Source organism: Burkholderia sp. AU31652 (assembly GCF_002223155.1).
Taxonomy (GTDB): Bacteria; Pseudomonadota; Gammaproteobacteria; order Burkholderiales; family Burkholderiaceae; genus Burkholderia.
Genome location: NZ_NKFG01000003.1, coordinates 819,846 through 843,826 on the forward strand (window position 1 = coordinate 819,846; position 23,981 = coordinate 843,826).

Below are 23,981 nucleotides of genomic sequence, written 5' to 3' on the forward strand. Positions count from 1 at the left end.
CCAAGGAGAACGCGACCATGTCGAACCCCTACCAGTCCGTGCTCGACGCGCAACGTGCGCGTTTCGACTCGGACGTCACGAAAACCCTTGCATGGCGCATCGCGCAGCTCGACCGGATGGAGCGGATGCTGCACGATCACCAGGACGCGCTGTGCGCGGCGCTGTACGAGGATTTCGGCAAGCCGCCGTTCGAGCAACTGTTCGAAATCTCCGTGCCGACCGGTGTCATCCGCTACTACCGCGAGCATCTGCACGAACTGATGGCGCCGCAGACAGTGGCGATTCCGCCGGCGCTGGAGGCGGCCGGCAACGCCGGCATGATCTACAAGGAGCCGTACGGCGTGACGCTCGTGATCGGCCCGTTCAACGCGCCGATTCTGTTGCTGCTGGATCCGGCGATCGCGGCATTGGCAGCCGGCAATACGGTGGTGCTGAAGCCGGCGAACACCACGCCCGCGACGGCCGCGCTGCTGAGCCGGCTCGTGCCGCAGTACTTCTCACCGGAGGACGTCGCCGTCGTCACGGGCGGTCGCCAGGAAATCGGCGCATTGCTGGAGTTGCCGTTCGACTTCATCTTCTTCACCGGCAGCTCGGCGGTCGGCAAGGTCGTGATGCGCGCCGCCGCCGAGCATTTGACACCGGTCTTGCTGGAACTCGGCGGGCAGAACCCATGCATCGTCGACGAAACCGCGAATCTCGACATCGCGGCCGACCGTGTCGCGTGGGGGCACAACGCGATCTCGGGACAATGGTGCATCGCGCCCGGCTATGTGTACGTGCATGAATCGGTGGCCGAGGCCTTCATCGCGAAGCTCAAGGCGTCGATCACCGCGATGTACGGCGACGATCCGCAACAAAGCCCCGATTTCGCGCGAATGATCAGCGAACACGATGCCGAACGCGTCGCGTCTTACATCGTCGCCGACAAGGTCGTGCACGGCGGCCGCCACGACATCGCGGCACGCTATGTCGAGCCGACCGTGCTGTACCCGTCGACCTGGGACGATTCGGCGATGCAACAGGAAGTGTTCGGCCCGGTGCTGCCCGTGCTGCCGTACCGCGAACTGCGCGAGATCGTCGGCATCATGAAGCGCAAGCCGAAGCCGCTCGCGTGCTACGTGTTCAGCAAGCGGCAGGCGAGCATCGACTGCGTGCTCAACAGCCTGTCGTTCGGCGGCGGATGCGTGAACCAGACCAACCTGCATTGCTGGATCGACAGTTTGCCGTTCGGCGGCGTCGGCAACAGCGGGATGGGGAAGTACTACGGCAAGGCCGGCTTCGACGCGTTGAGCAATACCAAAGCGATGCTGATCGGCAATCCCGACGCGGTGCTCGACGTGTTCCCGCCGTATGCGGGAAAGGACATCGGCAAGATGCTCGGCGTCTTCGCGTAACCGGGGGCACGATGCATACACTTTGGACGATCGTCGCCGGCGTGCTGTTGCTGACCGTGTTCCTGTTGTTCGGGCAATTGTGGGGCACGCACGCGGCATCGCTGGCGTTTGCCGCCCAGGCGTTCGTGCCGGTCTGGCTCGTTGTCTCGCTGGCCAACCTGTGGGTTGGCGTGCATCGGGCCGGCTACGGCGTACGCGAGGAGCTGCCGATCCTCGCGATCGTATTCGGCGTGCCGGCCGTGGTTGCGGTGGCTGCCACGCTGCTGTTCCAACGCACCTGAATGGCAGGAGGACGACGGGCCGGGTGCGGGCACGGCCGTCGTCGACGTGCCGCTTCCATTCACCCGTCGTTCATCTCTTCGCCATGAAGATCGATATGCCATTGTTTGCCGCGCCGCCGGCGCAGGCCGTCATCACGTTCTGGATCGATGCCGGGCCCGCGCAATGGTTCGCAAAACATCCCGATTTCGATCGCCGCTTTCGCGAGCGCTTTCTCGATACGCACCTGGCCGCTGCAAGGCGCGAGCTGGACGGCTGGTTGTCGACGCCATACGGGACGCTCGCGCTGCTGTTGCTCACCGACCAGTTTCCGCGCAATGCGTTTCGCGGCACCGCGCGCATGTATGCGACCGACGCGCTCGCACGGCAGTTCGCGATGCACGCGTACGAGCACGATCAGATGGCGCAGGTCGAGCGGCCGCTGCGCCTGTTCTTCTGTTTGCCGTTCGCCCATTCCGAAGACCTCGACGACCAGCGGATTTCCGTCGAACTGAACGGCAGGCTCGGCCAGCCGTGGCTGTCGCATGCGATCGGGCACCGGGAGATCGTCGCGCGCTTCGGCCGCTTCCCGCATCGCAACGGGCTGCTCGGCCGCGAGACGACGCGCGACGAGGCGCGCTTTCTCGCATCCGGCGGCTTCGCCGGATGAGCCCACCGGTTCGCGCGGCATGGCCGCCGTGGCGGCCATGCGTGCGTCAGCGCAGGAACTCGATGCCGAACGTGCCGGCCGTATCGACGATATGCCCCGCGTGCGGTGCCTCGAAATGACCGGGCAGCAGCAGTGCGCCGTGCTCGACGCAATGCGCGAGCAGCTCGAAGCGGCTCTTCGCGGCGAGCGTGCGATCGTCGCAGACCTTGCTGCTCCATTGCCAGAACGGGATCTGGATCGGCGAGTGCAGCATGTCGCCGCTGAACACGCCGCGCGAGCCTTGCGACGTCAGCTCGATGCGCACGTGACCCGGAGAATGGCCCGGCGCGTGGCGGATCAGGAACGTGTCGTCGAGCTCGTAGGTGTCGTCGAACATCGTGGCCTGGCCGGCCTCGATCACGGGCAGCACGCTGTCGTTGTACATCGGGCTGAACCACGCGGGGCCGGCGGGGCCTTCGCCCCGGATCGCGCGGACCAGGTGATCGTGCTCGACCTGCGAGATCACGTAGCGCGCGTTCGGGAAGGTCGGCACCCACACACCATTGACGAGCTGCGTGTTCCAGCCGACGTGATCGGCGTGAAGGTGGCTGCACATCACGTAGTCGATCTCCTCGGGCTGGATGCCGAGTGCGCGCATCCGGTCGAGATAGCGCGTCGACAGCCGGTGCATTTCCGGCAGCCCCGGCCGCTCCTTGTGGTTGCCGATACAACTGTCGATCAGCACCGTATGCCGGCCGGTCCGCACGATCCAGCTGTGCACGGGCATCGGGATGCGGCCGCTTTCGGGATCGTAGTGTGTCGGCGCGAGCCAGTGCTCGTGTTCCGCCACGCGTGCGCGGTCGAAGTCCGGCAGCCAGCTCTGCGCGGTTTCGCCGAGCAGCGTCGTGTCGTACAGCCGGATGATTTCGACGTTGCCGAGCGCGAGGGAAAAAGCATGCGGTTCGGCATTCGTGATGTGCGCATGGCAATGCGCATGCCCGCAGGAATGGGTCATCGGTGTCTCCTGAATGAATTGGAATGAATCGAAGCGGGGCGTGGTGCGCTGCCCCGCGCGCGACTGTCTATATCCGTGCCGTGGCGCGTGCCTGCGCCTGCGGCACCGGCACGGCTTTCCCGGTCATGAAATCCGCCGCGCGTTCGGCCATCATCATGATCAGCGCGTTGGTCGGCCCGCGGATGATGCGCGGGATCGCGGAGCCGTCGACCACCCGCAAGCCGGCCACGCCGCGCACGCGCATCTGCGTATCCACCACGGCCGCCGGATCGTCGTCGCGGCCCATGCGGCACGTGCCGACCGGGTGATGAAGGGTGATCGCGATGCGACGAATGAACGCGTCGACATCTGCATCGCTCTGGACTTGCGGGCCCGGTGCGATCTCTGCGTCGATGAACGGGCGCAGTCCGGCCTGCGCGCCGATTTCCCGCATGCGCCGGAACATCTCCCGCGCAGCGATGCGATCATTCTCGGTGGCGAGGAAGTTTTGTTCGATCCGCGCATGCTCGGCCGGATCGGCCGACTTCAGCGACACGCGTCCGCGACTTTCGGGCGTGAGGAAAATGCCCTTGATCGCGAACGAATCGGCATACGCATGCTTGAACGGCTCGAAATACGGCGCGGCGTTCATCGCGCCGGCCGCGAGGATCAGCTGCACGTCCGGCAGCGGCAGGTGAGGCTGGCTCCTGACCAGGCCAAGCGCGGCGGCGGGGATCGTGCTCGAGAAGCCGTTGCCGCCGGCAAACGTGCGCACGACGTCGAACGCGATGCGATCGGCACGCATCATCCGGTGCAGCGGGCCGGGTTCCTTGCGGCTCCAGCGCAGGTCGAACACGATGTGATCGTGAAGGTTCGTGCCCACGCCGGGCAATTCGACCGTCGACGCGATGCCGTGCGTGCGCAGGCTGTCGGCCGCGCCGATGCCGGAGAGCATCAGCAGTTGCGGCGAATTGATCACGCCGCCGCAGAGGATGACTTCGCGGCGCGCATCGGCGCGGTAGTCGGATTCGCCCCGGCGATACTCGATCGCGATGGCGCGCGGCGCGCCCCGGTCGGTATCGAGCACGATGCGCTTCGCGAGGGCGCCCGTCACCAGCGTGACGTTGCCGCGCGCGAGCGCCGGGCGCAGGTAGGCGACCGCGGCGCTGCAGCGCAGGCCGTTGCGGATCGTGGCCTGCATCGGCCCGAAGCCTTCGACGGATGCGCCGTTGTAGTCGTCGTTCTCGGGATAGCCGCAGGCACGTGTCGCGTCGAGGAAGCCACCCACCAACGGGTCGCGATAGTCGAGCCGGATCACGGTGAGCGGGCCGCGGCCGCCGCGCAGCGCCGATTCGCCGCGCTCCCACGATTCGGAGCGCTTGAAGTACGGCAGCACCGCGTCGTAGGACCAGTCGGTCAGGCCGAATTCGTCGGCCCAGCCTTCGTAGTCTTCCCGCGCGCCGCGTGCGTAGGCCATGCCGTTGATCGACGACGAGCCGCCCACTACCTTGCCGCGCGCGCATTCGATCCGGCGGCCGTCCATGCCGGCTTCCGGCTCGGTGAAATAGCCCCAGTCGAACAGCCGGTTCTTCAGGATCTGGCCCCACGTCAGCGGCACCTTGATGTACGGCGAGCGATCCTGCTCGCCGGCCTCGATCACGAGGATGCGGACGTTCGGGTCCTCGCCGAGCCGGTAGGCGAGTGCGCAACCGGCCGAGCCGGCGCCGACGATCACGTAGTCGTACGTATCGGTTTTCATCGACGCACCTCGCGGTGCCGGGCGGCAGGGCAGGCCGGCGCGACCCGCGAACGCGGGGCGCGGCGACCGGCCGGAACAGACGTCGAACGAACCATGATGTCTCCAGGTGGGCCTGAACGCAGGCCTCTCGGTTGTGGGTTCATTCGATTGTGCGTAACCTGAAACATATCTTCCAATACGTATTACGGTGCCATCCGATACCCGGATGGCTATGGGCGAGGGGACTGTGCGCGGATTCGATTCGTATCTCACTTTTCAGAAGCTCGAGGTGTTCTGCACGGTGGTCGAGCTCGGCAGCGTCACGCGCGCGGCCGACCGCCTGTGCATCGCGCAGCCGGTCGTGACTGCGCACGTGCGCAGCATGGAGAAGCGGCTCGGCTACGCGCTCGTGAAGCGCGCCGGCCGCAACATCGCACTCACGGAAGCCGGCGAGCGCATCTATCGCTGGGCGACCGAGGTGATCACGCGCACTCGCGAGGTCGAGCGCGAACTCGCCGGTCTCGAACAGGGCGAAATGGGCACCGCGGTGGTGGCGACGTCGATGTCGATCGGCTCGTACGCGTTGCCGCCGCTGTTCGCCGAGTTCCACCGGCGGCAGCCCGACGGGCTCGTGACCGTGCAGATCCTGACGCCGCAGGCGGCCGTCGATGCGACCCGTGTCGGCGGTTGCGATTTCGCGGTCATCCTGATCGCGGCCAATCAGGATCTCGAAGGGTTGGCGACCATTCCCGTGTGGGAGGACGAACTGCTGCTCGTGTGCGGCGCGTCGAGCCCGTGGGCCGCGCAGCCGGCCGGCGATCTCGACCTGCGCCGCGTGCCGTTCGTGAGCACGCCGCGCAACCAGCCGCGCCGCGAGCTCGAAGAGGCGCTGCTGCGCGAGCGCGGCCTCGAACAGCGCAAGGTCGTGATGGAACTCGGGCATCCGGAGGCGATGAAACACGTGGTGCGCGAGAACCTCGGCGTGAGCTTCATGTTCGCGTCGGCGGTGCGTGCGGAGGTCGAGCGCGGCGAGCTGGTCGTGCTCGATCGCCCGGAGCTGTCGATGAAGGTGCCGATCTATCTCGTGCATCGCGACGACAAGCGCTTCTCGGCGTTCCAGGCCGAACTCGTGCAGTTCATCGTCGATTCCGCGTCGCCGGGCGCGGCAGCGGGCGTCCCGAATTCATAGTCATCGGGCTATCTGTTTGGCGATCAATAGCTAATAGACCTATGGTCGGCGCGGTCCTAAGCTGGCCGGGTGCTTGACGGTCCGCCTCGCGACGCGAAGCGGGCGTGCGCACTGCCAGTCAACCCGAAAACAGGCCGACCCATGTGTACTCTTCATCTTCAATCCGGCGGCGCAGCCGCGTATGCGGACGATGCCGGGCGTCCCGCCGATGCGCCGGATCCCGCGCTCGTCGAGGATCTCGTCTGCGCGAACCGCATCCTGTTCGACCAGGGCATCGTCGATGCCTTCGGTCACGTCAGCGTCCGTCACGACAAGGATCCGCAGCGCTTCCTGCTGGCGCGCAACATGGCGCCGGGCACCGTCGGCATCGACGACATCGTCGAATTCACGCTGGACGGCGTGCCGGTCAATGCCGGCGGGCGCGCCGTCTATCTGGAGCGTTTCATCCACGGCGAGATCTATAAAGCGCGTCCGGACGTGCAGGCGATCGTCCACAGCCATTCGCCGACCGTGCTGCCGTTCAGCGTGACGCAACGCACGCCGCTGCGGCCGGTGTGCCACATGAGCGGATTTCTCGGCGCGGGTACGCCGGTGTTCGAGATTCGCGATACCGCCGGCGATGCGACGGACCTGCTCGTGCGCGACAACGCGCTCGGCGCGGCGCTGGCGCAGCGGCTCGGCAGTGCGGCGTTCGTACTGATGCGCGGTCACGGTTCGACCGTGGTCGCGCCGACGCTCAAGCAGGCCGTGTATCGCGCGGTCTACGCGGAAGTGAACGCGCGGATGCAGATCGAGGCGCTGCAACTGGGTGACGTGGTTTATCTGAGCGAGCAGGAAGCCGCAACCGCGTGCGCGAACATCGAAACGCAGGTCGAGCGCCCGTGGGCGCTGTGGAAGCGGCGCGTGCAGCACGAGCAACACACGGGCGCGCGTTGACCGGCGATCGAATCATCGAGGAGACGAGTATGGACGAGCAGTGGATAACCGGCCGTTTGCTGATCGACGGCGAACTGGTGGAAAGCGAGACCGGCGAGTGGGCGGCGTCGATCAACCCGGCTACCGAGGAAGTGATCGGCCGCGCGCCAGCCGGCTCGCGCAAGGACGTCGCGCGGGCCGTGGATGCGGCCCAGCGCGCGTGGCCCGCGTGGGCCGAACGCACCGGCGAGGAGCGCGGCGAACTGTTGCGCGGGTTTGGCGAGCGCTTGCTCGAACGCGCGGAGGCGTTGTCACGCATCGAGGTGCTCGATTCAGGCAACACCTACGTGCCGACGCTTGCGAGCATGCACGAGACGGTGCGCAGCCTGCGCTATTACGCGGGGCTCGTGCACGGGCTGCACGGCGAGACGATCCCGGCCACCGGCCGCCATCTGCACATGACCGTGTACGAGCCGTATGGCGTCGTCGGCCGGATTGCCGCGTTCAATCATCCGGCGATGTTCTCCGCGGCGCGTACCGCATCCGCGCTCGTGACCGGCAACACGGTGGTGGTGAAGCCGCCCGAAACGTCGCCGTTGTCCGTGCTCGTGCTCGGTGAGGTCGCGCGCGAGACATTGCCGGCCGGCGTGTTCAACATCGTCAACGGAACGGGCGCGGAAGTCGGCGATGCGTTGGTGCGCCATCCGGACGTGAAGCGTCTTGCGCTGATCGGGTCCGTGCCGACCGGGCAGGCGATCCAGCGCAGCGCGGCGGAGGTGGGCGTCAAGCACGTGACGCTCGAGCTGGGCGGCAAGAATCCGATGATCGTGTTTCCGGACGCGGATCCGGACGCGGCCGCCGAGAGCGCGGTGCGCGGGATGAATTTCTCATGGCAAGGCCAGTCGTGCGGATCCAATTCGCGGCTGCTGGTGCACGACGACATTTACGACGACGTGCTCGCGCGTGTCGTCGAGCGCGTGGCCGCGATCCGCGTCGGCGATCCGATGTTGCCCGACACGGGCATGGGCCCGATCAATTCGCGCAAGAGCTACGAACACGTGATGAGCTTTCTCGACCCGGCGCAGACGCATGGCGCGCGGCTGATGACGGGCGGCCGCCGCCCGCCCGGGCACGCTTTCGAAAAAGGCTTCTGGGTCGAGCCGACCGTCTATGCCGATGTCACGCCCGAGATGCGGCTGTGGCGCGAGGAAGTCTTCGGCCCGATTCTGTCGGTCGCACGATGGCGTGATGTCGACGAAGTGGTCGCGATGGCCAACGACACGGAATACGGGCTCTCGGCCGCGATCTGGACCAACGACATCCGGCAGGCGCTCAACACCGCGCGTCGCATCCGTGCGGGCAGCGTGTTCGTCAACGGCAGCAACACGCACTTCCTCGGCGTGCCATGGGGCGGCTTCAAGAACAGCGGCGTCGACCGGGAAGAGGGGATCGAGGAAATGTATAGCTATGTCGAGAAGAAGGTCATCAACGTGATGCTGTAACACGCGCGACTCGCCGCCGGTCGTTCCCGTCATCGACGGGTTCGGCCGGCGACGGCGCGCGCGATCCATCAGTCGACGCCGGGTAACCCGGCCCACGGCGGCGCATCGAGCGGGGAACACATATCCCGCACGCGCCAATTAGATAGTTTTACTAATAAAAATGACAGTCCGACGTGTGGTTCGCTCGTATGCGAACGGTGCGTCGGACACTGACGGTTTGGAGACAGCATCCGTGAGAATGAAGACAATGGCCGTCGCGCTGGCGATGGTGTCGTGCCACGTGCACGCGCAGAGTTCGGTCACGCTGTTCGGTCTGGTCGACAACGGCATTTCGTACGTGAGCAATTCGGGCGGCAAGGCGCTGGTTCAGGCGATGTCCGGCATCCAGGCGCCCAACCTGATCGGGATCCGCACGGTCGAGGATCTCGGCGGCGGGTTCCAGGCGCTCGTCTTCATGGCGTCGCAGCCCGATATCAACAGCGGCACGGTGCGCGGCGGCGCACTGTCCGGACGCGAGTCCTATGTCGGCATCGTCACGCCGTACGGCACCGTGACGCTTGGCAGGCAGTTCGACTACATGTTCGACAACCTGTCGCTGCATCGCTGGGGGCACGAGATTTCGTATGTCAGCCTGTACCAGCTGCCGGGCGGCCCGTTCTCGAAACTGGGCGCGGCGCTCGGCACCTTCGACTACACGCGTACGACGGGCGGGGGCGCAACACCGAACGCGATCAAGTTCACGTCCGCGTATTACGGCGGGTTCCGGTTCGGCGCGTTGTATGGCTTCAGCAACATCGCCGGGCAGACCGGCAGCAACAGCCTGTCGAGCTTCGGCGTGTCCTACGACAACGGGCCGTTGCGGCTGGATGCGGCGTACACGTATTCGAAAGAAGAGGGAATCGACAACGGGCACCTCGGCATCCGCAATGCCGGCGCGGGCGGACGCTATACATTCGGCGACTTCGCGCTCGACGCGCTGTACGTGAATACGCGCAACACGCTGACGGGCGCGCACGTCGACACCTACGAGATCGGCGGGCTGTACCGGTTCGCGCCGGATTTCTTCGCGTATGCGAACTACCTGTACGCGAAGGGCAACCGGCAACTGACCGGCAATCATTCGAACCAGGCCGGCATCACGCTCGATTACCTGTTGTCGAAGAAGACCGACGTCTACATGAGTGCCGTGTATCAACAGGCGAGCGGCGGCGAGGACGTGATCGCATCGGTGTGCGGTACGTTCACCGCATCGTCGGGCGCGCGGCAGGGCGTGTTGCGGGTCGGCGTTCGAACGGTGTTCTAGGCGATCCGCGCCCGGCATTCACTTTGCCGTCACCTCCCGATAGAACGCATCGATCGCCTCGACCATCTGCGACAGCCCCGGCTGTTCGAGCGGATAGTGGCCCGCATTGTCCAGCATGACGACCTTCACCGGCACTTTCCGCACGCGCTGCAGGAACGGTTCGCTCAGGTGCAACGGCGTCCAGCGGTCCGCGGCCGGTTGCGTGAGCAGGATCGGGCACACGGCGAAATCCTCCGGCTCGACCGCCGGCCGGTACGACATGTAGGAATCGAGAAACGCGATCGTCATCGCGTTGCCGGCGGAGGTGCGATCAGACAGCCATACTTTCAGCGCATCCCGATCGTTGACGAGCGCGGACATCTTGCTGGCGAGCGTCATCGGCACCCGCATCGATTTCAGCGGCGTCATCGCGGTGAGATGCATCAACGGGCCGCCGACGCGGCTCATTAACACGTTGCGCGCGGTTTCGTCGCGCACCTGCTGAAGGCGCTGGTCGAGGAAGGTCATCCCGACGATGCCCTTGACCTTGCCGTTCAGCGCAGCCACGTGATACGTGAGCATGCCGCCGGCGCTGAGTCCGTAGAGCACGATCGGCCGGCCGTCCTTCGCGCGCTCCGCGTCGATCAGGTCGCTGCCCGCGCGCACCCAGTCGTCATAGCGGACCCGTTTGCCCGTGGCGACTTCGGTCATCCCGTACTCGGGCATGTCGACCGCGATCGCTTCGTAGCCGCGGCGCGCGAGCTGCTCGCCGAGGATCATCGACATCTGCCGGCCGTTGGTGCCCACGCCATGGAACAGGATCACCTTCACCCGCGCCTGGCGGTTGCGGTACGTGTCGAGATGCATGCGATGGCCGTGCCAGGACCACCATTCCTCCGTCGGTTGCCGGCCGTCCTTCCACTGGAAGTCGGTCGGAAGGAATGTCTGCATGTCGCGCCAGACGGGCTGGTCGGCGTAGGTCTTGGGCATGGTGGCGGACTCCGGTGGATGGGGCGAAACGGCGGCGTGGGCCAGTGCCGGTACGAGCGGTGCGCTCGACAGGCCGGCGGCCAGCAGCAGCGCGCGGGCAGCACGAAAGAGCGACGGACGCTTCATGGTGATCGACGCCGTGCGGGTTGCGATGGCGTTCATCATCGGCGCGCGGGCTCGCGCGATCCATGCTGGGGCGGGCCAACCGCTTTAGAATCTAGGCCAACCCACGTCGCGAGGCGTCTGATGAATGTCTGGAACTTTGCCCGCAGCCCGGCTTCCGTCCTGCTGATGATCGATTTCGGCCGCGACCGCAAGATCGCGCCGCAGGCGTTGCTCAAGGGGTCGCAGCTCACGCTGAAGCAGCTTGCCGACCCGGACTTCACGGTGCTGGCCGCGCAGGAGCTGGCCGTTGCGTCGAACCTGCTCGACCTGACCGCCGGGGAGGCCGGCGTCGGCCTCGAGGTCGGCCTGTCGTACCAGCTTTCGGCATACGGGCTGCTCGGCTACGGGCTGCTGAGCAGCGCGACCGGCATGGACGCGGTCGCGCTCGCGGGCCGCTACCTGGCGCTGACCTATACCTTCGTCGGGATGACGTTCCGCCGGGCCGGGCCGCGCGACGTGATTCAGTTCGACGCGTCGCCGGAGCTCGCCGCGAACGTGCAGCGCTTCTTCGTCGAACGCGCGATGGGCGCGACGTGCCGCGTGCTGCGCGACGTGATCGGCAGCGCGTTCGAACTCGCGACGTTCGATCTTGCGTATGGTGCCGGCCCCGGCGCTGGCGCGCAGCAGCCGGTGCTCGGCGCGACGATCCGGCACGGCCAGCCCGCCAGCACGCTCACGTTCGAGCATGCGCATCTCGAGCGACCGTTGCCGCAGGCGAATGCCGCGACCGCGGCGATGTGCGAGCGCATGTGTGCCGAGCTGATCACGCGCAGGCGGACGCGCGTCGACCTCGTATCGTTCCTGAACGAGTACCTGGCCACGCGCCCGTTCGACCGGCCGCCGCAGCTGAAGGACATCGCGACGTTGCTCAACACCAGCGAGCGCACGTTGAAGCGCCGGCTCCAGGAAGAGGGCGCATGCTTCCGGGACATTTCGAGCGCGGTGCGCAAGACCCGCGCGCAGGCGTTGATCGCGGAAGGGCGCCGGTCGATCAAGGAAATCGCGCAGGAACTGGGATTCAGCGACATGTCGTCGTTCTCGCAGGCGTACAAGCGCTGGACGGGTGTCGCGCCGAGCGTGTCGCGACAGGCGGCGGGTTTGTAGCGCACCCTGTAACTTTTGGAGATGTTGGAGGGTTGTCGGCGCCGAGTCGGCCGACGATCATGGGGGAAGCCGTAAGCCGGGCCGTTCCCGGCTCGCCAAGGCAGGCTCTACTCGGAGGGATCGGACATGAAATTGCTGCTCGTCGGCGCGACCGGACTCGTCGGGCGTCACGTCCTCGAAGTCGCGCTCGCCGATGCGCGGGTCGATCAGGTGATCGTCGTCGCGCGCCGCCCGTTGTCGCCGCACCCGAAGATGCGCGCGCTCGAGGTCGATTTCGATCATCTGCCCGACACGGCCGACTGGTGGCACGCCGATGCAGTGATCTGCACGCTCGGCACCACGATGCGCGCTGCGGGCTCCCAGGCGGCATTCCGGCGCGTCGACCACGACTATCCGCTCGCGGTCGCGCGGCTCGCACACCGCCACGGCACACCGGCTTACGTGCTGAATTCCGCACTCGGCGCGGATCCGGCGTCGCGCATCTTCTACAACCGCGTGAAGGGCGAGGTCGAGCAGGCGCTCGCCGGCGTCGGGTTCGCGGCGCTCACTTACGTGCGGCCCGGCCTGATCGGCGGCAGCCGCGACGAATTCAGGTTCGGCGAGCGGCTGCTGGTGTCCGTGTTGAACGTGGCCCGGCCCGTGCTGCCGGCGAAGTGGCGCGTGAATCCCGCGTCGCGGATCGCCCGCGCGATGCTCGACGCGGCAATCGACGCGCGGCCGGGCGTGCAGGTCATTGCGTCGGACCAACTCGTCTGACGCAAAGCGGGCGGCGCGCGCCGGTCACTGATCCGCGAAGCCGTCGAGCCCGCCGAACTGTTCGGCAAGCGCCGCCGTGAACGCCTCCAGCGCTTCGCTGCCGTCGCAGTTCCTCGGCGTCGCGAGCTGGAATTCGACCGTATGGCTCAGCTTGCTCGCGAGCAGCCGGCGCATCTTGCCTGCGGCGACCCACGGCGCCGCGACGTGGTCGGGCAGGAACCCCACATGCGCGCCGGACAGGATGAAGATCACGTCGGCGTCGACGTTTTCGGAGAACGCGGTCGGTTGCGCGTTGCGCGGCGCCGCACCCGACGTAGTCGTCTTGTAGAGCCGCGCGACGTTGCTCGCGTTCGCAATGTCGTTGACCGACACGGTCTTCTTCGCGAACAGCGGATGCCGCGCGCCGCAGTGCAGCGACTGGTGTTCGACGAACAGCGGTGCGTAGTGCAGGCCGGCCTGGTGGCCGGAAAAGTAGCCGATCGCGAGCTGCAGTTCGCCCTTCAGCAACCTGCGCTCCAGTTCATCGGGCGGCACCGCGATCATCTCGATCAGCACATCGGGCGCCCGTTCGCGGAAGCGGCCGACGCTCGTCGCGATCGATTCGACGATGTCCGGTGCGAGCCGCTCGGACAGCCCGATGCGCAGTTCGCCGAGCAACGTGCCCGACACGTGCTGCGTATCGCGCGTGAACACGTCCATCGCGTGCAGGAGCCGCCGGGTCGACTGCAGCACGCGTTCGCCCTTCGGCGTCAGCCGGAAGCCGCTCTTGCCGCGATCGCACAGCCGGAACCCGAGGCGCGTCTCGAGCTTGGCCATCTGCGTGCTGATCGTCGAAGGCGCCATGCCGAGCGTGCCCTGCGCGGCGCTGAAGCCGCCGCTTTCGACGATCGTCAGAAAGAGCCGCAGCAACTGCAAATCCATGTCTCTCAATCGGGTCAGCATGGCGATACGTCGCGTTTCGTGAAGTCGGCTTATGTTAGTTCAAATTTTTCGTCGGATGCCGTGACGGCAGAATCGGGCACGAGGTCGCCAGCCGCGCGGCCGTTTCCCACCAGACAGGAATCCGACGATGAGCCAGAACGATTTCGCGTTCACGCGCGCCAGCCTCTACGGCACGCAGGCCGAACCGACCTTCGCGGGCGCGACGAGCTTCATGCGCCGGCGTTTCAGCCGCGATCTCGGCGGCGTCGACCTCGCGATCACCGGCGTGCCGTTCGATTCCGCCGCATCGCACCGGCCCGGCACGCGCTTCGGCCCGCGCGGGTTGCGGATCGCGTCGACGGGCATCGCGTGGGCGCGCCCGTGGCCGTGGTCGTTCGATCCGTTCGACGTGCTGGCCGCGGTCGACTACGGCGATTGCGCATTCGATCTCGGGCAGCCCGAATCGGTGCCGGGCGCGATCGAGCGGCATGCGGATGCGATCCTCGCGCGCGGCTGCGCGATGCTGACGCTCGGCGGCGATCACTTCATCACGTATCCGCTGCTGAAGGCACATGCGAAGGTGCACGGGCCGCTGTCGCTCGTGCACTTCGATGCGCATACCGACACGTGGCCCGACCGCGACGTGAAGCGCATCGATCACGGCACGATGTTCTATCACGCGGCGCGGGAAGGGTGGGTCGTGCCCGAACGGTCGGCGCAGATCGGGATCCGGACGACCAACGACGAGCCGATGGGCTTCGACATCCAGGATGCGCGCCGGGTGCATGCGTCGACGCCCGCCGCGGTCGCCGCGCGCATTCGCGAGCGGGTCGGCGACCATCCCGTGTACCTGACGTTCGACATCGACTGCCTCGATCCGGCGTTCGCGCCGGGCACGGGGACGCCGGTCTCGGGCGGGTTGTCGAGCCATCAGGCGCTCGAGATCCTGCGGCATCTGGACGGCATCAACCTGGTCGGCATGGATGTGGTCGAAGTGTCGCCGCCGTACGATCATGCGGAAATCACGTCGCTGGCCGGCGCGACGATCGCGCTGGAACTGATCTGCCTGTACGCATCGCGCCGGCGGCGAGCCATGGGAAAATAGATTCGTAAAACTGTTTCGTCATACAAAACAATAGCGCGACCGCGGCCCTGCGCTGACCTACGATGGAAACATTGCATCCATCGTCCGCCGAGCCGTGTGCACTCACTACCGCGCCCCCGACGAAGACCCGGGCATCAGCGAACTGAAGATCGGCATCGGCGATCTGTATCGCCGCGACCCGTGGGCCCCCGACGTGTATCCCGACTACGCGGCGCCGATCGCGCGTGCCGATAGCGACGGCCTCGAAGTCGTCGCGGCCGTGTTCGGCTTCTGGCCGAAATTCATGCAGCCGGAGCGGCTCGACGAGAACGGCCGTAAAAAGAAGAAGCTCGACACGGTGAACGCGCGCGCGGAAACGGTCGGCTCGTCGCGGCTCTACGGCAACGCGTGGCGCAACGGCCAGCGCTGCCTGATTCCGGTGCGCTGGATCTTCGAACCCTGCTACGAAACCGGCCGCAACGTGTGGCAGCGGATCGGCGTCGACGGCTGGCAGCCGTACTGCGTCGCCGGCATCTGGCGGCGCTACGAAGGTGACGACGGCCGCGAGCGCGTGGGCATGGCGATGCTCACGGTCAACGCGGATACGCACCCGCTGTTCGCGCGGATGCATCGGCCCGGCGAAGAGAAGCGGGGCGTCGTGATGCTGCGTCGCGACGACTACGACGAATGGCTGCACGTGCGCGACATCGAGGCCGCCCGGCGCCTGCTGAATCTCCTTCCCGCCGCCGACATGACGGCCGAGCCCGATCAGGCATCGCCCGCACGCGCCTGAGCTTTCATTATTCCGACATTCATCTTTCGACTGGACAGGCCGAACGTGGCCCGATCATTCGGACATTTTCGAAAATCGGCGGATTCCGGGTAATCACCGATACCTCGCAAGTTGTATATACAAGATCATCCGCTGGCAATGTCGGCACACATCGTGCCGCTTGCGCGCCAGTGCGCAGACCATGCGTGCGTGGCGCATGCCGGCGATCCACGGCGCCCCGCACCCGCCGAGCCGAAAGGGCGGCTCGCAGCTTCCCGTCTCGTTCCAACCATTTGTGATCCTGAGTATTTTGGAGATTTCCCCGTGTCAACGAATCCCAGTGGAAAAGCCGGCGGCCTGATCGAAGTCCGTTCGATCGACTTCATTCCCGACGCCGAGCGCCACGGCGGCTTGCTGAGCCAGTTCACGCTTTGGCTGTCGGCGAACATGCAGATCACGGCCATCGTCACGGGCGCACTCGCGGTCGTGCTCGGCGGCGACGTGTTCTGGTCGCTGGTCGCGCTGCTGCTCGGCCAGTTCATCGGCGGCGCGGTGATGGCGCTGCATGGCGCGCAGGGGCCGCAGCTCGGGCTGCCGCAGATGATCTCGAGCCGCGTGCAGTTCGGCGTCTATGGCGCGATGATCCCGATCGTGCTCGTGTGCCTGATGTACATCGGCTTTTCCGCGAGCGGCTCGGTGCTGGCCGGGCAGGCCGTCGCGCAGCTGCTGCACATCGACGACGCGGCCGGCATCCTGCTGTTCGCGGCCGTGATCGTCGTGCTGACCGTGTTCGGCTATCGCGCGATCCACGCCGTCGGCCGGATCGCCAGCGTGGTCGGCATCGCCGCGTTCGTCTACATGTTCACGCAGCTGTTCGCGAACCACGACATCGGCGCGCTGCTCGCGAACAAGCATTTCTCGCTCGCGAGCTTCCTGCTGTCGATGTCGCTGTCCGCGTCGTGGCAGATCGCGTTCGGCCCGTATGTCGCCGACTATTCGCGCTACCTGCCGCGCTCGACGTCGTCGGTCGCGACGTTCGTGGCGGTCGGCCTCGGCTCGGTGATCGGCGCGCAGGCGGCGATGGTGTTCGGCGTGTTTGCGGCCGCGCTGGCCGGCGGCCAGTTCGCGCACCATGAGGTCGCGTATATCGTCGGTCTCGGCTCGACGGGCGCCGTGGCCGCGCTGCTGTACTTCAGCATCGCGTTCGGCAAGGTGACGGTGACGGCGCTCAACGCGTACGGCAGCTTCATGTCGATGGCGACGATCGTCAGCGGCTTTCGCGGCAAGCACGCCGTGTCGTCGCGCAGCCGCCTCGTCTACATCTTCGGGATGATCTGCGTATCCACGCTCATCGCGCTCGCGGGCCGCCATTCGTTCCTGAAGGAATTCACCGCGTTCATCCTGTTCCTGCTCGCGTTCTTCACGCCGTGGAGCGCGATCAACCTGGTCGATTACTACTGCTTCACGCGCTCGCGCTACGACGTGCCGGCGCTGTCCGATCCGGACGGCCGCTACGGCCGCTGGAACGTGATGGCGATCACGATCTACGTGGTCGGCATCCTCGTGCAGTTGCCGTTCATGTCGACGCACATCTACACGGGGCCGCTCGTCGACGCGCTCGGCGGCACCGACATCTCGTGGATCCTCGGCCTGGTCGTGCCGGCCGTGCTGTACTACATCGGCGCACGCGCATCGCGCCGCAGCATTCCCGAGCGCCTGATCCTGCCGCTCGAACGCGGCGAAGTTCACCACTGACGACACGTCACGCGCCTCGGGCCGGCCGGTTGCCGGCCTGACTGTCGCGCGAGCCGGGCGCCGCCTGCGCCCGGTTCTTCCCCACGTTTTCTTTTCCGCGATGCCGGTGCGGCGCGACTGCCGCGCCCGGTGTCGTTTCATTCTCTGACCATTGAATAGTATGACTAAACAAACGATAGCGCGCGGAAGCGATTCCCGGGCGCGGATGGTGCACGCCGGTCTTCGCATGACGGTCGCGGTGGCGTGCGTCGCCGGACCGGGCGCCGCGTTCGCGCAGGACGGCGTCACGCTGTACGGCGTGATCGACGAATTCGCGCAGTACGTGAATACGGGCAACGGCTACACGGCGGCGATCAATTCGGGCGGCCAGTGGGGCAGCCGGTTCGGGCTGAAGGGCGGCGAGGATCTCGGCGGTGGGCAGAAGATCGAGTTCGCGCTGGAGAACGGCTTCAATCCGAACAACGGTTCGCTCGCGAGTGCGGGCAGCCTGTTCAACCGGCAGGCATGGGTCGGCATCGCGGGGCAGTGGGGCAAGGTGCGCGCGGGCCGCCAGAATTCGCCGCTGTTCAACGACCAGGGCGGACAGGATGCGTTCGGCGGCGTCACGCAGGCGTCCGGCATGGACAACCTGACCGTGTTCGCGTTCCGCACCAGCAATACGCTGTCGTACCAGAGCCCGGAGATCGCCGGCTTCCAGGGTGGGCTGTATTTCGGGTTCGGCGATGCGGGCGGCGTGCGCTCGGCAGGCTCGAGCCAGCAGTTCGACCTGACCTACGAACACGGGCCGTTCGGCGCGTTCGTCGCGGGCCAGTGGCTGAAGAACGCGACGGCGACCACCACCGATCGCACGATCATGGCCGGCGCGTCGTACGAGATCGGCAAGGCCACCGTGTACGGCGGCTTCTCCGCGGTGAAGTGGGCCGACCTCGGCATCGATTCGCGCGTGTACGGGCTGTCGGTCAAATACCAGTTCAATCCGGCGAACTACGTAGCGCTCGGCTACGCGTATCTGCACGACCAGTCGTCGCAGGGCAACCATGCGGACCAGGTCGGGCTGATGTACGAGTACGACCTGTCGAAGCGCACGAGCTTCTACGGTGCGCTGTCGTACCTGCGCAACCGCAAGCAGGCCGGCTATACGCTTGCCGGCGCGGCGAACCCCGGCCTGCCGCTCGCGTATCCGGGGGCGAATGCACGGGGTGTGCAGCTGGGGATCGTGCATCGGTTCTGACGAGGCCGACGCGCATGGCCGTGCGCGCCCCGTGCATTTCGCGGGCGCGTTCGCGCGGCTACTTCCCCAACCGCTCCGCCAGCGAATAGCGCTGCATGCAGCGCTCCATCGCGTCGAGAAACGCGTGCTCCGCCGCGTTCATCTTGCGATCGCGATGCCACAGCAGGAACACGTCGACATCGACGAGCCCGTCGTCGGGCGGCAGCCGCCACAGTCGCTGCTGGGCGATGTCGTCGCGCACGATGTGCTCGGGCAGGCAGCCGATCCCGTAGCCGGCGAAGATCAGCCGCCGCACTTCCTCGAGGCTTGGTGACGACGCGACGATGCGCCCCGTGAAGCCCCGCTGGTCGCGAAACACGGTGAGCGGCGACAGGCTGTCGCCGATCTGGTCGCTCGTGAACGACACGAAATTCTCGGCGAGCAGGTCGTCCATCCGCAGTTGCGTCTGCCCGAACAGCCGGTGATGGCGGCCGCAGTAGATCGCATAGCGCTGGCGCAGGAAGCAGCGCATCTCCAGCTTGTCGTGCGGCGTGCGGCACAGGCCGAGCCCGGCCGTGGCCGTTTTCTGCAGCAGCGAAGACAGAATGTCCGACGAGCGCATCACTTCGATCTGCAGATCGATGCGCGGGTACGCACGATGGAAGTCCGCGAGGAATTCATCGTAGACGGGCGACTCGATGCGGCTCACCGTCAGCAGCCGGATCGATCCGGTCAGGTCGGCGGTGCTGTCGTCGATTTCGGTCTCGAGGCGCGAGATGCCGCCGTAGATGTCGCTCGCGATCCGGTAGACGGCTTCGCCGGCAGGCGTCGGCGCGAAGTGCGTGCCGCGCCGCTCGATCAGCTTGCGCTCGAGCGTGTCCTCGAGCCGCCGCAAGGCCTGGCTCACCGCAGGCTGCGTGACGTGCAGGCGCGCGGCCGCGCGGCTCACGCTGCGTTCCTGGATGATCACGAGATAGGTGCGCAACAGGTTCCAGTCGAGGCGGTCGTTCAGGAACGGGGCGAGGTCGGGGCGCATCGGGTCTCCGGGCGAGCCGTCAAGGTGGGTATTAGCTGAATTTATACGGCGAATAATAACTTGAAATTTGACTAATGATTTGCGGTCACCGATAAAGGAGGGGTGCCGCAGCGTGCGGCGCAAGGCCGCGACAGACGGCCGTCACACGAATTGTGCGTCGCCCGCAGCGGCGCGCATCAGGAGCCCGCATGACCCAGTCCCTTTCTTCCGCCCGCCAGCCGGCGCGCGCCGCGACGGCCGCATTCATCGGCACGATGATCGAGTGGTACGACTTCTACATCTACGCGACCGCCGCCGCGCTCGTGTTCGGCGAACTCTATTTCCCGTCGCATGACCGCTTCGTCAGCACGATGGCGTCGTTCGCGACGTTCGCGGTCGGCTTCTTCGCCCGGCCGCTCGGCGGCGTGATCTTCGGCCATCTCGGCGATCGAATCGGCCGCAAGAAGGCGTTGATGACGACGCTGATGATGATGGGCGTCGCGACCGTCTGCGTCGGGCTGCTGCCCGACTATTCGAAGGTCGGCATGCTCGCGCCGGTGCTGCTCGTCGCGCTGCGCGTGGTGCAGGGGATCGCGGTCGGCGGCGAATGGGGCGGTGCGGTGCTGATGGCGGGCGAGCATGCGCCGCAGGGGCGTCGCACGTTCTTCGCGTCGTTCGCGCAGCTCGGCAGCCCGGCTGGGCTGATCCTGTCGCTGATCGCGTTCCGCGCGGTCACGTCGATGGACAAGGCCGACTTCCTCGCGTGGGGCTGGCGTCTGCCGTTTCTCGCGAGTTCGGTGCTGCTCGTGGTCGGCATCCTGATCCGGCTCGGCGTGAACGAGTCGCCGGAATTCGCGCGTGTAAAGGAAGCCCACCGCACGGTGAAGCTGCCGGTCGCGGAAGTGTTCCGCTCCGCGTCGGGGCTCGTGGCGCTCTGCATCGGCGCGAACACGATCGGCATCGCGGGCGTCTATTTCACGAACACGTTCATGATCGCGTACACGACGCAGTACGTCGGCGTGTCGCGCTCGCTGATCCTCGACAGCCTGTTCGCGGTCGCGATCATCCAGTTCGTCGCGCAGCCGATCGCCGCATGGATCGCCGAGCGCATCGGCGGCGCGCGCTTCCTGAAGCTCGCGGCGCTGCTCGCGATGCTGTCGCCGTATCCGATGTTCATGCTCGTGCAGGGCGGCACGTCCGCGTCGCTGATCGCGGGCATCGCGCTCGCGGTCGTCTGCATGGCCGGCTTCTATTCGGTGATCGCGGGTTTCGTCAGCGACGTGTTCCCCGCGCACGTGCGCTATTCGGCGATCTCGCTCGCCTACCAGGTTTGCGGTGCGATCGCGGGCGGGCTGACGCCGCTGGTCGGCACGTGGCTCGCGCATCGCTTCGCGGGCCAGTGGTGGCCGCTCGCGGTGTTCTACACGTGTCTCGCCGGCATCTCGCTGCTGTGCATCGTCGCGCTCGACGCACGCCGCGCGGCACGGCCGGCCGCCGCCGAAGCGCTCGGCTCGCAGTGACCCTCAACGAACGAATTCATCCGGAGTGCACATGAAAGACCTGCTGGAAATCGACGGCGCCCGTTTGTGGCAGAGCCTGGCGGACATGGCGCGTGTCGGCGCGACGCCGCGCGGCGGCGTGCGACGCCTCGCGCTCACCGACGACGATCGTCGCGGGCGCGACCTGTTCGCGCAGTGGTGTCGCGACGCGGGGATGACGGTGAGCGTCGACGCCGTCGGCAACCTGTTCGCGCGGCGCAACGGCATCGATGCGCAGGCAGCGCCTGTGCTGATCGGCAGCCATCTCGACACGCAGCCCGAAGGCGGCCGCTTCGATGGCGTCTATGGCGTGCTCGCCGCGCTCGAACTCGTGCGCACGCTGAACGACGCCGGCATCGCGACCGACAAGCCGCTCGAGATCGTGTCCTGGACCAACGAGGAGGGCGCGCGCTTCGCGCCGGCGATGCTCGGCTCGGCCGTGTTCACGGGCGCGTTGCCGCTCGACGAAGCGCTCGCGAAGCAGGACGCCGACGGCGTCACGCTCGGCGTGGCGCTCGACGCATGCGGCTATCGCGGCGCGCGTGCGGCGGGCGGCGCGGTCGATGCGTACTTTGAGGCGCATATCGAACAGGGCCCCGTGCTCGAGGCGAACGGCACGACGATCGGCATCGTCACGGGCGGACAGGCGATCCGCTGGCTCGACGTGACGGTGACGGGCGTGGCCGCGCATGCGGGCACGACGCCGATGCCGTATCGCAAGGACGCGTATTTCGCGAGCGCGCAGATGGCGCTCGAACTCGAACGGATCGTCGCCGCTTATCCGCCGCGCGGGCTCGCGACGATCGGCCAGGTCGGCATCCGCAACGCATCGCGCAACACCATAGCGGGCGACGTGACGTTCACGGTCGACCTCCGCCATCACGACGATGCGCAAGTCGATGCGATGGAGCGCGACTTGCGCGAGGCGTGCACGCGTGTCGCCGCCGCGCGTGGCGTGCAGGTCGCGATTGAGACCTGCTGGCGCAGCCCGGCGACGCCGTTCGACCGCGACTGCGTCGAACAGGTCGCGCAGGCGGCCGCCGCGTTCGGCTATACGAACGAGCGGATCGTCAGCGGCGCCGGGCACGACGCGATCCTGCTCGCGCGTTGCGTGCCGACCGCGATGGTGTTCATCCCGTGCGTCGACGGCCTGTCGCACAACGAAGCCGAGGATGCGCTGCCGGATGACGTGACGCGCGGCACGAACGTGCTGCTTCATGCGGTGCTCGCGCGCGCCGGCGTCGCGGCGGGCGTTGCCGTGACGGCCGCCGCGCAGCACGCATGACGCGGCGAACCGATAATTCGAAAACCGACGAGGGCGAACGATGAAAACCTATTTCCATCCCGAGCAGTTGCTGCACCATCCGCGCAGCTACCTGTCGCGCGGCCAGATGCGTGAGCCGCAGGAAGTACCCGAGCGCGCGGCGCGGCTCGTCGCGGCCGTGCGCTCGCTCGACTTCGACGTGCGCGAGCCGGCCGACCGCGGCACCGCGCCGATCGCGGCCGTGCACGACATGAACTACCTGCGCTTCCTGGAAGAAGCGCATCGCGACTGGAAGCAGATGCCCGACGACTGGGGCGACGAAGTGATGTCGAACGTGTTCGTGCGCGACCCGAACCCGCTGCGCGGCGTGCTCGCGAAAGCCGCGCGCTACCTCGCCGACGGCAGCTGCCCGGTCGGCGCGAACACGTGGCGCGCCGCATACTGGTCCGCGCAGGGCGCGCTGGCGGCCGCGGCCGACGTCAACGACGGCGCGCGCGAGGCCTACGCGCTGTGCCGGCCGCCCGGCCATCACGCACGTCGCGACGCGGCCGGCGGCTTCTGCTACCTGAACAATGCGGCGATCGCCGCGCAGTCGCTGCTCGGCCGCCATCGCCGGGTCGCGATCCTCGACACCGACATGCATCACGGGCAGGGCGTGCAGGAGATCTTCTACGGCCGCGACGACGTGCTGTACGTGTCGATCCACGGCGACCCGACCAATTTCTACCCGGTCGTCGCGGGCTACGAGGAAGAGACGGGCACCGGGGCCGGCGACGGCTTCAACCTCAACCTGCCGATGCCGCACGGTGCGCCGGAGTCGGCGTTCTTCGAGCGGCTCGACGACGCGCTGCGCGCGCTTGCGCGGTTCGAGCCCGATGCACTCGTGCTCGCGCTCGGCTTCGATATCTACAAGGACGATCCGCAATCGCAGGTGGCCGTCACGACCGACGGCTTCGGCCGGCTCGGCGGCGCGATCGGCGCGCTCGGGTTGCCGACGGTGATCGTGCAGGAAGGCGGCTATCACCTCGACAGCCTCGACGCGAACGCGCGTGCATTTTTCGGCGGATTCGCCGCCGCGCGCTGACCGTCATCGCGGGGCCCGATCGCAGGCGTGCGGACTCAAGATTTCCGCACGCCTGCCGATAATTCGCGCATATGCTGGATGGATGCACGAAGGAGGGCCGAACGATGACAGCCGGCCAAATCAGACGCGGTGCGATCGCGCTCGCGGCGCTGGGCGTCGGGTCGCTCGCCAGCGCGGCCGATCCGTCGATCCCGCTGCGCGTCAGTCTCACCATTCCCGAAATCTGCACGATCGGCCCCGGCGTGCCGCAGGCCGTCGATGCCGACATGCCGAGCGTCAGTTGCGCGCACGGTACGCCGTTCGTGCTCAGTCACGCGCCGCCGCCCGACGTGCGATCGGCGCCGCGCAGCATCGGCGCGGGCGTGCTCCCCACCTGGACCGTCACGTTCTGAGCGCTCGCGC

22 protein-coding genes are annotated in these 23,981 nt (G+C 67.0%); 17 read left to right on the forward strand and 5 right to left on the reverse strand.

Annotated features, from left to right (window positions below):
* Positions 1–17 precede the first annotated feature (17 nt).
* From CFB40_RS06515 to CFB40_RS06525, 3 genes are all read left to right on the forward strand, one after another.
* Complete coding sequence (locus CFB40_RS06515) at positions 18–1,394, forward strand: aldehyde dehydrogenase family protein (RefSeq protein ID WP_089431376.1); 1,377 nt, start codon at positions 18–20, stop codon at positions 1,392–1,394.
* Positions 1,395–1,405: 11 nt separating this feature from the next.
* Positions 1,406–1,675: a hypothetical protein gene (locus tag CFB40_RS06520; RefSeq protein WP_089430850.1), complete on the forward strand. Its 270-nt coding sequence runs from the start codon at positions 1,406–1,408 to the stop codon at positions 1,673–1,675.
* A gap of 83 nt (positions 1,676–1,758) precedes the next feature.
* Positions 1,759–2,322 carry a DUF924 family protein gene (locus CFB40_RS06525; protein WP_089430851.1) on the forward strand — a complete coding sequence of 188 codons (564 nt, stop codon included), beginning with the start codon at positions 1,759–1,761 and terminating at the stop codon, positions 2,320–2,322.
* Positions 2,323–2,368: 46 nt separating this feature from the next.
* On the opposite strand, the gene CFB40_RS06530 is transcribed toward CFB40_RS06525, so the two are convergent.
* On the reverse strand, positions 2,369–3,316 hold the full coding sequence (locus tag CFB40_RS06530) for an MBL fold metallo-hydrolase (RefSeq protein ID WP_089430852.1): 948 nt from the start codon (positions 3,314–3,316) through the stop codon (positions 2,369–2,371).
* 67 nt (positions 3,317–3,383) lie between these two features.
* Positions 3,384–5,054 carry a GMC family oxidoreductase gene (locus CFB40_RS06535; protein WP_089424955.1) on the reverse strand — a complete coding sequence of 557 codons (1,671 nt, stop codon included), beginning with the start codon at positions 5,052–5,054 and terminating at the stop codon, positions 3,384–3,386.
* 211 nt (positions 5,055–5,265) lie between these two features.
* Here CFB40_RS06535 and CFB40_RS06540 point away from each other — a divergent pair, with 211 nt between their 5' ends.
* From CFB40_RS06540 to CFB40_RS06555, 4 genes are all read left to right on the forward strand, one after another.
* Complete coding sequence (locus tag CFB40_RS06540) at positions 5,266–6,222, forward strand: LysR family transcriptional regulator (RefSeq protein WP_241025879.1); 957 nt, start codon at positions 5,266–5,268, stop codon at positions 6,220–6,222.
* Positions 6,223–6,363: 141 nt separating this feature from the next.
* Positions 6,364–7,158: a class II aldolase/adducin family protein gene (locus CFB40_RS06545; protein ID WP_089430853.1), complete on the forward strand. Its 795-nt coding sequence runs from the start codon at positions 6,364–6,366 to the stop codon at positions 7,156–7,158.
* A gap of 29 nt (positions 7,159–7,187) precedes the next feature.
* Positions 7,188–8,639: an aldehyde dehydrogenase family protein gene (locus tag CFB40_RS06550; RefSeq protein ID WP_069353680.1), complete on the forward strand. Its 1,452-nt coding sequence runs from the start codon at positions 7,188–7,190 to the stop codon at positions 8,637–8,639.
* A 238-nt stretch (positions 8,640–8,877) separates the two neighbouring features.
* Entirely contained in the window at positions 8,878–9,942 is a 1,065-nt protein-coding gene (locus CFB40_RS06555; protein WP_256976647.1) for a porin, read from the forward strand.
* A gap of 18 nt (positions 9,943–9,960) precedes the next feature.
* Here CFB40_RS06555 and CFB40_RS06560 read toward each other — a convergent pair whose 3' ends face one another.
* Positions 9,961–10,911, reverse strand: a complete 951-nt coding sequence (locus CFB40_RS06560; protein ID WP_089431378.1) for an alpha/beta hydrolase — start codon at positions 10,909–10,911, stop codon at positions 9,961–9,963.
* Between the two features lie 246 nt (positions 10,912–11,157).
* Here CFB40_RS06560 and CFB40_RS06565 point away from each other — a divergent pair, with 246 nt between their 5' ends.
* Positions 11,158–12,180 carry an AraC family transcriptional regulator gene (locus CFB40_RS06565; RefSeq protein WP_089430855.1) on the forward strand — a complete coding sequence of 341 codons (1,023 nt, stop codon included), beginning with the start codon at positions 11,158–11,160 and terminating at the stop codon, positions 12,178–12,180.
* Between the two features lie 126 nt (positions 12,181–12,306).
* On the forward strand, positions 12,307–12,936 hold the full coding sequence (locus CFB40_RS06570; RefSeq protein WP_089424961.1) for an NAD(P)H-binding protein: 630 nt from the start codon (positions 12,307–12,309) through the stop codon (positions 12,934–12,936).
* Positions 12,937–12,960: 24 nt separating this feature from the next.
* Here the strand turns inward: CFB40_RS06570 and CFB40_RS06575 are convergent, their stop codons facing one another.
* Positions 12,961–13,878, reverse strand: a complete 918-nt coding sequence (locus CFB40_RS06575; protein ID WP_089430856.1) for a LysR family transcriptional regulator — start codon at positions 13,876–13,878, stop codon at positions 12,961–12,963.
* 127 nt (positions 13,879–14,005) lie between these two features.
* On the opposite strand from CFB40_RS06575, the gene speB reads away from it, so the two are divergent.
* The 4 genes from speB to CFB40_RS06600 all read left to right on the forward strand — a co-directional run bounded on the left by speB (position 14,006) and on the right by CFB40_RS06600 (position 18,699).
* Positions 14,006–14,962 carry an agmatinase gene (gene speB, locus CFB40_RS06580; protein ID WP_089430857.1) on the forward strand — a complete coding sequence of 319 codons (957 nt, stop codon included), beginning with the start codon at positions 14,006–14,008 and terminating at the stop codon, positions 14,960–14,962.
* 94 nt (positions 14,963–15,056) lie between these two features.
* A complete protein-coding gene (locus CFB40_RS06585; RefSeq protein WP_089430858.1) occupies positions 15,057–15,734 on the forward strand; it encodes an SOS response-associated peptidase family protein in 678 nt (225 codons plus the stop codon).
* A gap of 303 nt (positions 15,735–16,037) precedes the next feature.
* Positions 16,038–17,468: a purine-cytosine permease family protein gene (locus CFB40_RS06595; RefSeq protein ID WP_089424963.1), complete on the forward strand. Its 1,431-nt coding sequence runs from the start codon at positions 16,038–16,040 to the stop codon at positions 17,466–17,468.
* A gap of 160 nt (positions 17,469–17,628) precedes the next feature.
* A complete protein-coding gene (locus CFB40_RS06600; protein ID WP_089430859.1) occupies positions 17,629–18,699 on the forward strand; it encodes a porin in 1,071 nt (356 codons plus the stop codon).
* Between the two features lie 58 nt (positions 18,700–18,757).
* Here CFB40_RS06600 and CFB40_RS06605 read toward each other — a convergent pair whose 3' ends face one another.
* A complete protein-coding gene (locus CFB40_RS06605; RefSeq protein WP_069256256.1) occupies positions 18,758–19,714 on the reverse strand; it encodes a LysR family transcriptional regulator in 957 nt (318 codons plus the stop codon).
* A gap of 188 nt (positions 19,715–19,902) precedes the next feature.
* On the opposite strand from CFB40_RS06605, the gene CFB40_RS06610 reads away from it, so the two are divergent.
* From CFB40_RS06610 to CFB40_RS06625, 4 genes are all read left to right on the forward strand, one after another.
* A complete protein-coding gene (locus tag CFB40_RS06610) occupies positions 19,903–21,213 on the forward strand; it encodes an MFS transporter (protein WP_089424965.1) in 1,311 nt (436 codons plus the stop codon).
* Between the two features lie 31 nt (positions 21,214–21,244).
* Positions 21,245–22,516 (forward strand): Zn-dependent hydrolase, encoded by a 1,272-nt coding sequence (locus CFB40_RS06615; RefSeq protein ID WP_089430860.1) that lies wholly within the window; start codon positions 21,245–21,247, stop codon positions 22,514–22,516.
* Between the two features lie 40 nt (positions 22,517–22,556).
* A complete protein-coding gene (locus tag CFB40_RS06620; RefSeq protein ID WP_089430861.1) occupies positions 22,557–23,579 on the forward strand; it encodes a histone deacetylase family protein in 1,023 nt (340 codons plus the stop codon).
* A 104-nt stretch (positions 23,580–23,683) separates the two neighbouring features.
* Positions 23,684–23,971, forward strand: a complete 288-nt coding sequence (locus CFB40_RS06625) for a hypothetical protein (RefSeq protein WP_143329815.1) — start codon at positions 23,684–23,686, stop codon at positions 23,969–23,971.
* Positions 23,972–23,981: the final 10 nt, after the last annotated feature.

Bases quoted from the DNA above. Each gene is read 5' to 3' on its own strand.
- CFB40_RS06515 (WP_089431376.1), top strand. From the start codon at position 18: ATGTCGAACCCCTACCAGTCCGTGCTCGACGCGCAACGTGCGCGTTTC.
- CFB40_RS06520 (WP_089430850.1), top strand. From the start codon at position 1,406: ATGCATACACTTTGGACGATCGTCGCCGGCGTGCTGTTGCTGACCGTG.
- CFB40_RS06525 (WP_089430851.1), top strand. From the start codon at position 1,759: ATGAAGATCGATATGCCATTGTTTGCCGCGCCGCCGGCGCAGGCCGTC.
- CFB40_RS06530 (WP_089430852.1), bottom strand. From the start codon at position 3,316: ATGACCCATTCCTGCGGGCATGCGCATTGCCATGCGCACATCACGAAT.
- CFB40_RS06535 (WP_089424955.1), bottom strand. From the start codon at position 5,054: ATGAAAACCGATACGTACGACTACGTGATCGTCGGCGCCGGCTCGGCC.
- CFB40_RS06540 (WP_241025879.1), top strand. From the start codon at position 5,266: ATGGGCGAGGGGACTGTGCGCGGATTCGATTCGTATCTCACTTTTCAG.
- CFB40_RS06545 (WP_089430853.1), top strand. From the start codon at position 6,364: ATGTGTACTCTTCATCTTCAATCCGGCGGCGCAGCCGCGTATGCGGAC.
- CFB40_RS06550 (WP_069353680.1), top strand. From the start codon at position 7,188: ATGGACGAGCAGTGGATAACCGGCCGTTTGCTGATCGACGGCGAACTG.
- CFB40_RS06555 (WP_256976647.1), top strand. From the start codon at position 8,878: ATGAAGACAATGGCCGTCGCGCTGGCGATGGTGTCGTGCCACGTGCAC.
- CFB40_RS06560 (WP_089431378.1), bottom strand. From the start codon at position 10,911: ATGCCCAAGACCTACGCCGACCAGCCCGTCTGGCGCGACATGCAGACA.
- CFB40_RS06565 (WP_089430855.1), top strand. From the start codon at position 11,158: ATGAATGTCTGGAACTTTGCCCGCAGCCCGGCTTCCGTCCTGCTGATG.
- CFB40_RS06570 (WP_089424961.1), top strand. From the start codon at position 12,307: ATGAAATTGCTGCTCGTCGGCGCGACCGGACTCGTCGGGCGTCACGTC.
- CFB40_RS06575 (WP_089430856.1), bottom strand. From the start codon at position 13,878: ATGCTGACCCGATTGAGAGACATGGATTTGCAGTTGCTGCGGCTCTTT.
- speB (WP_089430857.1), top strand. From the start codon at position 14,006: ATGAGCCAGAACGATTTCGCGTTCACGCGCGCCAGCCTCTACGGCACG.
- CFB40_RS06600 (WP_089430859.1), top strand. From the start codon at position 17,629: ATGACTAAACAAACGATAGCGCGCGGAAGCGATTCCCGGGCGCGGATG.
- CFB40_RS06605 (WP_069256256.1), bottom strand. From the start codon at position 19,714: ATGCGCCCCGACCTCGCCCCGTTCCTGAACGACCGCCTCGACTGGAAC.
- CFB40_RS06610 (WP_089424965.1), top strand. From the start codon at position 19,903: ATGACCCAGTCCCTTTCTTCCGCCCGCCAGCCGGCGCGCGCCGCGACG.
- CFB40_RS06615 (WP_089430860.1), top strand. From the start codon at position 21,245: ATGAAAGACCTGCTGGAAATCGACGGCGCCCGTTTGTGGCAGAGCCTG.
- CFB40_RS06620 (WP_089430861.1), top strand. From the start codon at position 22,557: ATGAAAACCTATTTCCATCCCGAGCAGTTGCTGCACCATCCGCGCAGC.
- CFB40_RS06625 (WP_143329815.1), top strand. From the start codon at position 23,684: ATGACAGCCGGCCAAATCAGACGCGGTGCGATCGCGCTCGCGGCGCTG.